12 protein-coding genes are annotated in these 11,724 nt (G+C 65.7%); 4 read left to right on the forward strand and 8 right to left on the reverse strand.

Going from position 1 to position 11,724, the window contains the following annotated elements:
* Positions 1–37 precede the first annotated feature (37 nt).
* Both BRW65_RS00765 and BRW65_RS00770 read right to left on the reverse strand, forming a co-directional pair.
* Entirely contained in the window at positions 38–775 is a 738-nt protein-coding gene (locus BRW65_RS00765; RefSeq protein ID WP_073870105.1) for an SDR family NAD(P)-dependent oxidoreductase, read from the reverse strand.
* A 24-nt stretch (positions 776–799) separates the two neighbouring features.
* Positions 800–1,273 (reverse strand): VOC family protein, encoded by a 474-nt coding sequence (locus BRW65_RS00770; RefSeq protein WP_073870107.1) that lies wholly within the window; start codon positions 1,271–1,273, stop codon positions 800–802.
* Between the two features lie 94 nt (positions 1,274–1,367).
* Between BRW65_RS00770 and BRW65_RS00775 the strand changes: the two genes are divergently transcribed.
* Positions 1,368–2,600 carry a cytochrome P450 gene (locus BRW65_RS00775; protein WP_073870109.1) on the forward strand — a complete coding sequence of 411 codons (1,233 nt, stop codon included), beginning with the start codon at positions 1,368–1,370 and terminating at the stop codon, positions 2,598–2,600.
* The gene (locus BRW65_RS00780; protein ID WP_073870111.1) at positions 2,597–2,791 is read left to right on the forward strand and encodes a ferredoxin; all 195 of its coding nucleotides are present in this window, start codon (positions 2,597–2,599) and stop codon (positions 2,789–2,791) included. The genes BRW65_RS00775 and BRW65_RS00780 overlap by 4 nt, the downstream gene beginning before the upstream one ends.
* A 5-nt stretch (positions 2,792–2,796) precedes the next feature.
* On the opposite strand, the gene BRW65_RS00785 is transcribed toward BRW65_RS00780, so the two are convergent.
* The 3 genes from BRW65_RS00785 to BRW65_RS00795 form a co-directional block, all read right to left on the reverse strand.
* Positions 2,797–4,422 (reverse strand): flavin-containing monooxygenase, encoded by a 1,626-nt coding sequence (locus tag BRW65_RS00785; RefSeq protein WP_073870113.1) that lies wholly within the window; start codon positions 4,420–4,422, stop codon positions 2,797–2,799.
* Positions 4,419–5,345, reverse strand: a complete 927-nt coding sequence (locus BRW65_RS00790; protein ID WP_073870115.1) for an alpha/beta hydrolase — start codon at positions 5,343–5,345, stop codon at positions 4,419–4,421. The genes BRW65_RS00785 and BRW65_RS00790 overlap by 4 nt, the downstream gene beginning before the upstream one ends.
* Positions 5,346–5,560: 215 nt before the next feature.
* On the reverse strand, positions 5,561–6,823 hold the full coding sequence (locus BRW65_RS00795) for a cytochrome P450 (RefSeq protein ID WP_208611730.1): 1,263 nt from the start codon (positions 6,821–6,823) through the stop codon (positions 5,561–5,563).
* A gap of 192 nt (positions 6,824–7,015) precedes the next feature.
* Between BRW65_RS00795 and BRW65_RS00800 the strand changes: the two genes are divergently transcribed.
* The gene (locus BRW65_RS00800) at positions 7,016–7,909 is read left to right on the forward strand and encodes a TIGR03619 family F420-dependent LLM class oxidoreductase (RefSeq protein ID WP_084187625.1); all 894 of its coding nucleotides are present in this window, start codon (positions 7,016–7,018) and stop codon (positions 7,907–7,909) included.
* Here BRW65_RS00800 and BRW65_RS00805 read toward each other — a convergent pair.
* Together BRW65_RS00805 and BRW65_RS00810 are read right to left on the reverse strand one after the other, a co-directional pair.
* Positions 7,903–9,105, reverse strand: coding sequence for a nuclear transport factor 2 family protein (locus tag BRW65_RS00805; protein ID WP_208611731.1), 1,203 nt, complete (start codon positions 9,103–9,105; stop codon positions 7,903–7,905). The genes BRW65_RS00800 and BRW65_RS00805 overlap by 7 nt on opposite strands.
* Before the next feature lie 338 nt (positions 9,106–9,443).
* Positions 9,444–9,704 (reverse strand): hypothetical protein, encoded by a 261-nt coding sequence (locus tag BRW65_RS00810; protein ID WP_073870118.1) that lies wholly within the window; start codon positions 9,702–9,704, stop codon positions 9,444–9,446.
* Between the two features lie 194 nt (positions 9,705–9,898).
* Here BRW65_RS00810 and BRW65_RS00815 point away from each other — a divergent pair, with 194 nt between their 5' ends.
* A complete protein-coding gene (locus BRW65_RS00815; RefSeq protein WP_073870120.1) occupies positions 9,899–10,795 on the forward strand; it encodes an amidohydrolase family protein in 897 nt (298 codons plus the stop codon).
* Between the two features lie 6 nt (positions 10,796–10,801).
* On the opposite strand, the gene BRW65_RS00820 is transcribed toward BRW65_RS00815, so the two are convergent.
* On the reverse strand, positions 10,802–11,719 hold the full coding sequence (locus BRW65_RS00820) for an SDR family NAD(P)-dependent oxidoreductase (RefSeq protein ID WP_073870122.1): 918 nt from the start codon (positions 11,717–11,719) through the stop codon (positions 10,802–10,804).
* Positions 11,720–11,724 lie beyond the last annotated feature (5 nt).

Below are 11,724 nucleotides of genomic sequence, written 5' to 3' on the forward strand. Positions count from 1 at the left end.
GCCCAGCCGCTCCCCGAGCGAGCTGACCGACGTCGCCTCAGACTACGAGATTGGCGGCGCCGTCGAGCACGATGGAACGCCCGGTCAGCATCTGAGCGCGATCCGAAGCCAGCCACTCGACGGCGTCGGCGATGTCATCGGTGGAAACGCCGCGGCCCGACGGCGAGCTGGCGCCGAGTTCTGCGATCCGCTGCTCGGCGTTCGGCACGATGGCGCGATACGTCGGCGTCAGCACCGCCGTCACCTCGAGGACATGCGTCCTGATGCCCTTGGGCGCCAGCTCAACCGCGAGGTACCGCATCGCGGCCTCCATCAAGGCTTTGGCAATGCCAACCGGCCCGTAGCCAGGGATCACCGTCGACGAGCCACGACTGGACACGGCGACCACGACCGCTCCCCGGGCGAGCAGTGGCCGCGCCTCCCGGACCAGGTCGATGAGCGCCAACCCGTTGACACGCACCGAGCGCATCACGTCGGCGGCGGGAACATCTAGCAGCGGACCCCATGGCGCGGCGACCGCGCAGTGCACGATTTGGTGCAGCGCCGGTGTGTGCTGGGCGACCCACTCGATCAGCCGACGGCACTCACCCGCCTCGCCCACATCGCATTGCAGCAGGTGCGGTTCGCCGCCGTTGTCGGCAATCGCTGCGGCGGCCTTATCGGCCGCGTCGACGTCGGTCGAGTACGCCACGAAAACCTCCACCCCCGGCGCGGCAAACCGCTCGGCGATGGCGAGCCCAATTCCCTTGGTGCCGCCGGTAATCAGGATGCTCACCCTGTGCTCCCCTCGGGCAGCTAGTCAATCCCCGAAGCCCTGCTCGGGGGGCAGTCCCACGAGTTCGATCAGCACGCCGTCGGGATCTCGCACGGTCCCCACCGTGAACGAACTCTCGCCCTCGCCGATCGTGGTGGTCCGGACATCGTTGGCGACGCCGAGGCCCTGGAGCCTGGCGATCGTCGCTTCGACATCGCAGACGTAGAACGACAGCAGAAAAAATCCGTCGAGAATGCCGGGAGCTGATTGCCCACGACCGCCGGCGTTGTCGCCAGGGAAGACCACGAGCTCGACGACCCCGGCATTCCCGAAATCCGGGCTGCCCAGGAAGATCGACCGCAACTCGTCGGCCGGGGCGCCGAAAATATGCTTCCAGTTGCCGGTCAAGCCGTCGAGGTCGATCAACTCCTTCAGGCCGAGACCGTCGCAGTAGAAACGCAGGCTCTGCTCGTGGTCGCACGGCGTCAACGCCACATGGTGCAGTGGGAGTCCCCTCAATTCGACGCCTCCTTCGAGTGTTCCGACCGCGCGATTACTTTACTATGTAAAATGCCCTCGCAGGATGGGCTTCGCGAACCCAGGAGGCATTTCCATGACGGCCGATTCTTCCGAGGTCAGCGAAATCCCGGTCATGGACTTCGACGTGTTCAAGGCAACGACGAGGTCGGAATCGAACGATTCGTGGCGCGAGGCCCGACGCATGGGTCCGGTGGTACGCAGCAACAAACATGACGGGCTGTGGATGATGACCCGTTACGAAGAGGTCTGCGCCGCATTCCGGGACTGGGAGACTTTCTCCTCGGCCCGCACTAATCCGAAGCTGTCCTCGGTGGCCGTCAGCGCGGGGCCCGCACCGTTGCTGGTTCCCGAGGAGCTCGACCCGCCACAATGGCAGGGCTACCGCAAGATCATCGCCGAACTGCTGCCGCCGCGCGTTGCCGAGTCACTGCGACCCCGTGCCAGGTATTGGAGTAATCGGTTCCTGGACAACGTGATCGGACAGGGGCGATGCGACCTGGTGACCGATCTCGCGGTGCCAGTGCCCGCCGCCGTGATCATGGAGTTCCTGGGATTCGCGCCAGCGCAGTGGTTGCCGGTGGCAACAGTGTTCCACGACGTCAGCGCCTACCCGCCGGGGCACCCCACCCGCGAAGAGGCGCTCCCGCGGTACGCCGGGGTGTTGGATGCGGTCGCCGACGAACTCGCGAAGCGGCGCACGCAACCGCGCGAGGACGCACTGACCGTCATCGCCCGGGCGACCGTTGATGGCGCGCCTATCGATGACACCATGGCGACCCTGCTCGTCTTCATGGTGCTGGGCGGCGGTGTCGATACGACGACTTCGCTGGTGTCCGCGGCGTTGGTCCACCTCGGCCAGGACCGCGCGCTGCGCGCCGCGCTGCGCGACGACCCCGGGTTGTTCACGACCGCGACCGAAGAGTTCCTGCGTTACTACCCGCCGGCACGCACCCACACGCGCACCGTGGCGAGCGACACGACCGTCGCCGGCTGCCCGATGCGCGCGGGTGACCGCATCCTGCTCAGCGAGGTCTCGGCCAACCACGACGAGCTGGCATTCGACGATCCGCACGAGTTCAAGGCGGACCGCTTCCCGAACCGACACGTGTCGTTCGGCATGGGCCGGCATCGTTGTCCCGGTTCGCATTTGGCGCGCGTCGAGTTCACCGAGATGGTCACCGCAGTGCTGCAGCGGATACCCGACTTCGAAATCGACGGCGACGGTGCGGTGGAGTATCCGTCGTGGGCCATGATCGGCGGCTGGTCTAGCATCCCCGTCGTCTTCACCCCCGGGGAGCTGACATGAGGATCCACGTTGACACCGATCTGTGCAGCGGACATGCGTTGTGCGCCGCGGTGGCGCCCGAGGTATATGTGCTCGACGACGTCGGATACTGTGCGGCGGACGGACACGACGTCCCGGACGATCTTCGTGAAGCGGCACACAAGGGCGCGTTGGCCTGCCCCGAACGGGCGATAACACTGTCGACCGACTGAATCGTTCAGTCGAAGACGAACCCCGCGTAATCGTCGGCGATGATGGCGTCGCATTCGGCGATGTACTTGTCGAAGCCGCCGACGTAGGCCAGCAGTTGGCGGCGCTTGCCCGTGACGTTGCTGCCCAGGTACCACGAATGACAACTGGCCGCGGTGTACATCGTGCCTTCGGCAAGCTGATTGACCCGGTCGGACCAGGCCTGCTGGGCGTCGGCGGACGCCTCGATCGTCCGAGCGCCGCGGCGGCGCAGTTCAGCGATGCACTCTCCGACCAGCTCGACGTGGTGTTCGAGATTGGCAACGACATTGGACAACACCGACGTGCTGCCGGGTCCGGACAGGGTGAACATGTTGGGAAAGCCCGCGACCTGAAACCCCAACAATGACTTGACCCCGTGTTCGGCCCACACCTTGCTCAGTTTCCGCCCGCCCCGACCGGTGATGGGGATCTGGGTCAAAGCTCCTGTCATGCCGTCGAATCCGGTGGCCAAGATGATGGCGTCGAGATCATGGTGACCGCGCTCGGTTCGGATGCCGTTGGGAGTCACCGTGACTAAGGGGTCGGTGCGCAGGTCGACCAGCGATACGTTGTCGCGGTTGAATGCCTCGAAGTAGCCGTTGGCCAAGATCACCCGCTTGCAGCCCAACGGCAGACCACGCGGGCATAGCCCCTCGGCGACTTCAGGATCGCGCACGGTACGCCGGACCATCTCCCGGTACATCTCCGCGGCGAGCTCGTTCGCCTGTGGATCCTTGGACACATCCGACCACACGCGCGACGCCATCCACTGCTTTTCCTCAATGACTGCCAGGCGTTGTTCAACGGTGGATCCCAGGATCGGCTCGGTCCCCTGCGGCGGTCCGGTGAAGCCCGCGAAACCTCCTAGCCCCAACGCAGTTTGGCGCTGTACCGGCCGGAGCTCGTCGTGCAGGTCTCTGGCCCGCTGCTGCATGGCCGGGTCCATCGGGCGGTTGTGCGACGGAAAGACATAACTTGCCGTGCGCTGGAACACCGTGAGGTGGCCGGCGTCCTCGGCGAGCGCGGTGACCACTTGCACGCCCGAGGAGCCCGTGCCGATCAGGCCAACCCGGGAGGAGGAGAGATCCGGTCGGCGCCGCGGATATTTGCTGGTGCTCAACCAGGTACCGGTGAAGTCTTCCGCGCCGGGAAACTTGGGCTCGATAGGTACCGACAGCGAGCCGGTGGCCATCACGAGAAACTCGGCGCGGTAATGATCGCCGTTGGCACTCTGCAGATCCCACGTTGCATTGGCTTCGTCGAAGGCGCAGCCCACTACTTCGACGCCCAACCTGATGTCCCGCCGCAGATCGAAGTGGTCGGCCACAAAGTTCAGGTAACGTTCGATCTCCTCCTGCCCGGCCATGAACTCGGTCCACTCCCACTTTTCGACGAGTTCTTTGGAGAAACCGTAGGAGTACTCAAGACTGGGCACGTCGCAGCGGGCGCCGGGGTAGCGGTTCCAATACCAGGTGCCCCCGACGCCGTCCCCCTTTTCGAGGGCGACCACCCGAAGGCCGAGCTGGCGCAGGTGGTGCACGGCGTACAGTCCGCCGAACCCCGCGCCGACGATGGCGACGTCGAAATCTGATTCGCGTTCAGGGGCGCTCATGACCGGTTCCCGTGTGTGTCCGACGGCTTCGCAGTCCAGATCTCTTGCAGGGCGGCGAACACCTGGTCGTTGGCTTGGCGCGCCGCGGGCAGCTGATCGACCAGCCCGAAAAAGCCGTGGAACATTCCCGGATAGTCCAACAGCCGAACGTCATTGCCGGTACCGGAAAGCAATTCGGCGTAGGTCCGCCCGTCGTCGCGAAGGGGGTCATGCTCGGCGACGACGATGATCGCCGGGGGCAGCCCGGTCAAATTGGGCGCGCACAAGGGGGATACGTCGGGGTCGTCGGGGTCGGCACCATCGAGATACTGGTCCCAGAACCACGTCATGTGGGCGGCAGTCAGGAAATAGCCGGTGGCGTTGCGCCGATAGGACGCGCTGTCTCGGCGCGCATCCAGAACCGGGTAAATCAACAACTGGGCGGTCAACGGCGGCCCGCCGTGATCGCGGGCACGCAAACATGCGACCGCGGCGAGGTTGCCACCGGCGCTGTCACCGGCGACCGCGATGCGCGCCGGATCGATACCGAGCGAGGCCGCGTGGTCGAATACCCAAGAGGTAGCGGCCACGGCATCGTTGACGGCGGCGGGAAAGCGGTGCTCGGGTGCCAGCCGATAATCGACCGACACGACCACCGCCCCGGCCCCGGCCGCCAGCTTGCGCGCGAACGCGTCGTGGCCCTCCACGCTGCTCACCACGAAGCCACCACCATGGAAGAACACGATCCCCGGCAGCGGCCCGTCATGGTCTGGCCAATAGATGCGCGCCGGAGCGGGCGGCGCACCGGGGACGGGCAGTTCGACGTCGTTGACTCGGCGCAGCGGCACTTCGGGAGCGGGCGGGCGCGGCGCAGCGGCCAGCATCGCCCGGGCCGTCGGGGCGTCGGTGACGGCGCCACCCAGGTCGGGAAAATGGGCCGACATCTCGGCGACAATCAATTGTGTCCTCGCGTCAAGAGTCACCCGCTTTTCCCACCTTTCCGCGTCATGTTGCGGATTCGACGCCACACGGACAAGTCAACTATACATAGTAAGAGAATGGTCCCGAAGTGGGCGGAAATGAGACCGCGCTCGCCGACATCGACGCCGACGGGGCCAGCGCCGCCGCCGTCCCCGCCACCCTGGGAATTCGCCTCGGACTAGCTCGGTCGCCGCGGCGCAGTGGGCGTAAAGGCCACGGGCATGCGCTTGATGCCATGCACGAAGTCGGAGTGCAAACGTTCGACAGGGCCTGCCAACTCGATGTCGGGCAGCCTCTCCACGAGTTGGCGCATCATTGCGCGGGCCTCGGCCCGGGCCAGGTTCGCGCCTAGGCAGTAGTGCACGCCTCCCCCGCCGAAGGTCAAGTGGTCGTTGGGAGTTCGGCTGACATCGAAGCGGCCTGGCTCGTCGAAGACCTCTTCGTCGTGATTGCCCGAAGCGTAGTACAGGACCAGCTTGTCGCCCGCTCGGATATGAACGCCACGGAGCGCGGTGTCTCGGGTGGCGGTCCGGCGCAGGTTGTGAATCGGGTGCCCCCACCGCAGCATTTCCTCTACGCCGGTGTCCCACAACGACGGGTCCTCCCGAAGGCGCTGCGCTTCGCCAGGATTGTCGATCAGCGCGAGCATCGCGTGACTGATGACGTTGCGAGTGGTCTCGTTTCCGGCGACGACGAGCGTGACGTAGAACAGGTTGAGTTCCATGTCGCTGAGCCGTTCACCGTCGATCTCGGCGTTGACCAGCGCGGTCATCAGGTCGTCGCGTGGGTTCTTGCGGCGGTCCGCAGCGGTGGCGTCACACAGCATGTAGAGCTCGGCCGACGCCAACAGCGGGCCGTCCTCGCCCCCGGTGTAGTCGGGGTCGTCCGGCGAGCCCATGATCGCGTCGGACAACTCGATGAACCGCGGCCACAGTTCTTTGTCGAGGCCCATCATCTCGCAGATGATTTGCACCGGCACCTGGGCGGCAATGTCGCTGACGAAGTCGACTTCGCCGCGCTCGCAGATGTCGTCGACAACCAACACCGCCCGGCGCTCGATTTCGTCGACCAGCTTTTGCACCATGCGCGCGGTGAACCCGCGTGACACCAGCTTGCGATAACGGTTGTGCCGTGGCGGATCCATGCCCAGGATGGTCAGCCGCATGTTGACGAGCTCGTCCTCGCCGGCGTCCTTTAGTAGCGCGCCGCCGAGTTCCGAGGAGAACAGCTGGTAGTCATGGCTGATCGACCTGATGTCAGCGTGCTTGGTGATCGCCCAGAAGCCCCGGCCTTGGGGGCCGCCCCGTCCGTCGCCCGGCTCGGCATGCCAGTACACGGGAGCATCGCGACGCAGTCGGGCGAATTGATCGTGCGGGACACCCCGGCCCCAGGTACCCGCCAAGAGATCAATGTCGCCCAAGCGGATGTCGGACGCCGTCACGGCCCGCCTCCGTCCGTCGTCGAGAAGTTCAACCTCGGTATTGCACCGCCCGAGAGTAACTGTACAAAGTAAAAATTTCGGAGGTCAATGGGCGTTGTCGGTCCGAGGCGCATCGGCACCAGTACTATACCGTGTAAAAAGCAGCATGCTGGCGCGTAGGGTTCCGGCCGAGTCGCCCATCAAGGAGGCACGGTGACCCTGCCCAAGCTCATGGTGGTACTCCCGTTCGAGGCGAGCGCCGATCCTGCGACTTGGACCCAGGGCGCGGCGTTGGGGTCTTGGGCCGCGGCTGTCGAGGAGGCTGGCTTCGACGGCATTTCGGTCACCGACCACCCGTTCCCGACGACGTCGTGGCTGCCCACCGGGCACCACGCCCTGGACCCCTTCGTCGCGCTGGCGACTATGGCATCCGCGACCCAGCGGGTTCGTCTGATCACCGATGTCTTGGTGGCGGGCTACCGCAACCCGTATCTGCTGGCCAAATCAATTGCATCGTTGGATGTTGTGTCCGGCGGACGGCTGTGCGTCGGCATCGCGTCGGGATACCAGCGCGGCGAATTCGAGGCCCTCGGCGCGAGTTTCGAGAACCGTGGGGCGCGCTTTGACGCATGCTTGGACGCCGTGTACCGGGCGCTCACCGGGCAAGAAGTGGTGGAGGTCGCAGGCCCCTTTCCGGCACCGGGAAACGTCTGCCGGCCCATCCCGATTCAGCGGCCCAGGCCGCCGTTCTGGATCGGGGGTAATTCCACCGCTGCCATGCGACGCGCCGCGAAGAAAGCCGACGGGTGGATGCCGTTTCCCCAACCGCGTGCGCGGGTGGCCACCTCCCTATCACCGGCCCTGGGCTCGCTGGCAGCCCTTGCCGAGCGTATTGACGAGGCCCAAAAGTTACGCTTGGCAACGGGTTTAGCTCCGCTGACCATTTGCTCCGGGCTGTTCGGGCGGATCGCCGATTCGCAACTGGCCCGCTCACTCGGCGAATACCGCGATGCGGGGGTCGACTGGGTGCGGGTCCTGGCTCCGGGCGCAGACATCACCACGTCGATCCAGCGGTTGAAGGAACTCGCGGACGCCCTGGGTCACTGACCCGCGGGCCGGCCGTGGACACCGCGGACGACCCACGACCGGTCGTCGCGCACCAGGATCCAGCGGCACCGGTCGAGCCGGGATGGACAGATCCTTCCCGAACCGTCATCGACGTAGCTGACGACGACGTTTGTCACGGCGGCGGACCCGCCGTCGACGCGCACGACCCCGGGTGTCGGTAGCATCCCGACAGTGCGCGGGCCAGGGTGCTCACCGATTTCGATCCGGGCCCCGTCGGCGAGCGGCCAGGCCCGAGTGTGGGCATCAGCGGTCAAGGCGAACGACGCGGCCGTAACGGCGTCGAGCGCGCGCCTGCTGTCAAGGAACGCATCCAGCTCGGCGGATTGCGGTTTCGCTTGGCCGAAATGAGCTGTCGCAGCGCGCCACTCGCTGACACCCTCGGCGAGCAGTCCGCGCCAATCGGGACCCGGAGCCGGGCATGACCGGCGCCCGGCGACCTGCCAGCGCCCACCGTCGCCGCGCAGCAGCTCCCAACGGTTCACGCTGTAGCGAAACGGCCGGCGGTTCCACCGTGACAAGTCAGTCACCGATCGCGGCGGCGGCCCGTAGGTGCGCGCCACGTGCAGCGACACGGCCCGGTCACCGCTGACCGAAACGAGGGCCGGCCCCATCGTGTGACCGGCCCACGGCAACAGGGAACGGTGAAAGTCGCCGCGGATCATCTCCGCCATACTCTCGCGCCCGTGATACGTGCGGTCGCCGACGATGTCCACCACAGTGTCCGCGGTGTACAGCGCGCCGACCAGGTCCGCGTCGCCAGCGTCGGCGGCCAGCCCGTAGGCGGCCAGAGTTGCTCGGATCGCCTCCGCGTCAAGGGCGTTCGCGACGGCGCCGGTGTAGTCGCAACACACATCCAGGGCAGCGAAATCACGGTCGAGTCCGTCACCGAGGAACTCGGGCCCGCGGGCATCGCCCGCCGCGACCTCACTCACTTCGACCGCCCTCCAGGCCCCGTCAGCTTCCTTTGCGAACCGCCATGCCGCATATCGCAGGTCGGCCAGCCGCGCACGCGCCAGGTCGTACTCCAGGACGTAGTGCCGCGCCGTCGCTGCGCAGCCGGACACCCGAATCAGGCTTGGTTCTCGGACGACCAACTTCTCGCCGCGGTCGATCTCCGGATTGAGCAACCGCTCGATGGCAGCGATGTCGGTCAACTCGGTCTGCGGGGCGGGCACCACGGCTTATTTATACAGCGTATATTCAGGACCCGGAACACCCTCGACGATCGGAATCGACAACGGGCAAATGGGCGACGCCGACACCGACAGCACCCATCGATACTGCGGCGGGCGGGCTCGCTCATCACTCGCCACGGGGAGCACCCAGGCGTGGAATCGGCCGCCGGCGCACTGTCTTTCGCGCACCCCAACCGCGCCTCCGGGCCGCCCGCCCGGCAGCCGCTCGAACTGCCGACGCCCGGTCGCAGCCGCATCCACCGATAAGCCGGCGATGAAGTCCGGGAGCACGCTGATGGGTGTTCGGATGAGCGGCTACGCGGAGGCGGCGGGCGACACTATTTCGCTGTTCGGACCCGTTCCACAACGCCGGCCGCGTTGAAAAATGTCGGCCGGTCGGCCGGGCGGCACTCGCGATGCCGTCTCGCCGCGTCCTCCAATGCGCTGAGCCGTAAGCGGTGCACCTCCCCCTCGGCACCCAGCAGGTCGTCACAAAGCCGCCGTTCGCGCTCGATGTCATCGGTCAGCCGCTTGCCGGCTTCGTACTGAGTCAGCAGGTCGTAGTCGTCGTGAGGCGCTACCGGCTGGTCATCAACCATGAGCTCATGGTCAATTAGTAGCCGCATACATGTCAACAACGCGTGATCGCCAATGAGGCTCTAAGGTCCAGCTCGCGGCGCGCGCGATGTGTTAGATTTGACCGACCAGACGGTCGAAAATGCGCCCGCGGCCCCGAGTTCGTCACTGCGCACACGCGTAAAACGGGCGGGCGGGACAGAAAGGACTTTTCAGCGTGAAGTTCATCGATGGCTGGTCCAACATGCCGATGCTCACTAAGGACGAGCTCGTCAACGAGTTCGCTGACGAGGTCCTGAACAGCAACGTCAACAAGTGGTTCAAGACCAGTGGGGGATCCCGAGGGCCGGGCACCAGCGCCGAGGAACTGGTGGCGATGATGGACGCGACCGGGGTCGAGAAAACAATCATTTCGGCGCTGCACAGCTGGTCGCATCCCGACACCCGTCCGCGTGGCGTGTTCCAGGCGACCGCCGGGCAGCCCGACGACATTTTCGATGGGTTCTTGGAACAGATGGCGACGGCGACCACCAACCACAAGGGCCGTCTGTACGGCAGCGCCCTGATCGATCCGATGGGCGGGCTGCGGGCCTATCGACAGCTCGACCGGGCCGTGAAGGACTACGGGTGTGTGGCGATTCGCGTCATGGCGGCGATGTTTGGTGAGCCCTATGACCACCCGCTCTACTACCCGATCTATGCGAAGTGTGCCGAGCTTGGTGTCCCGATCACCATGAACCTCGGCTTCCCGGGCCCGATGCGCAGCGCCAAGCTTCAGCACCCGGCTTTGCTGGACGACATCTTGCTGGCGTTCCCCGAGTTGACGGTCGTCGGAACCCATATCGGCCATCCGTGGCACCTGGAAACCCTTGCGCTGCTGCAGAAGCACCCGAACTTCTACCTGATGACGTCGGGGTGGTCGCCGAAGTACATTCCGGGCGAGATCGTCCACTTCATGAACACCCGCGGCAAGAACCAAGTGATGTGGGCGTCGGACTTCCCCCTGCTCAGCGTCGAGCGCGCGGCCAGCGACGCTCTCGAGCTACCTCTGAAAGACGATGCGATGCAGGCTTATTGCCACGACAACTGTCTCGAGGTCTTCAAACTCGGTTAGTACGCCTCACGGCGCCGCGTTCGGTGTCGCGGCGCCGGTCATCGCGGGCACACGGTTCGGCATGACGGCGGACGGGAACGCACTCTCGATCTGATCGAAGGCAGCGGGCAGTTCCCACGGGCCGTCCGTGAATATCTCACTGACCAGCGACGGGACGTTGAACAGACCGATGTCGGGCCCGGACGTGTACAGGATCTGACCGTTGCACCAGTCCGAGCGTTCACTAGCGAGGTACAGCACGATCGGCGCGATGTTGTCGGGCGAGCGCACGTCTTGGTCCTCGCGCCGATGCTCGCCCATCGAGTCGGTCATCCGGGTGCTCGCGTCGGGGCTGATTGCGTTCGACGTGACGCCATACCTTTTCAGTGCGGCGGCACAGGAATAGGTCAGCCCGGCGATTCCCATCTTGGCCGCCGCGTAGTTCGGCTGCCCCGGCGCGCCGTGCAGGCCCGAGCCGGACGTGAAATTGATCAAACGGTGATGGGCATCCGCTTGCTTGAGCGAACGCCAATAGACGCTCGCGTGCTTGGTCGTGTTATAGGTACCGCGCAGGTGGACGGCGATGACCGCGGCCCACTCCTCGGGTGTCATGTTGAAAATCATTTTGTCGCGCAGGATTCCAGCGACGTTGATCAGGACGTCCAGCCGGCCGTAGGAGTCGACAGCCTGCTGGACGAGCGCACCGGCGTCGTCGTAGTCCGAGATGTCGCCGCTGTTGGCGACCGCGACTCCGCCGGCCTCGGTGATCCGCGCCACGACACCGGCCGCCGTCTCCTTGTCGGCCCCGCTCCCGTCGACCGCCGAGCCGAGGTCGTTGACCACGATGCGCGCCCCCTCTGCGGCGGCCATCACCGCGATGCTGGCACCGATCCCCCGCCCGGCCCCGGTAATAGCGATAACGCGATCTTGCAGCAGTCCGGTCATTTCTG

It is taken from the genome of Mycobacterium paraffinicum (assembly GCF_001907675.1).
GTDB lineage: Bacteria > Actinomycetota > Actinomycetes > Mycobacteriales > Mycobacteriaceae > Mycobacterium > Mycobacterium paraffinicum_A.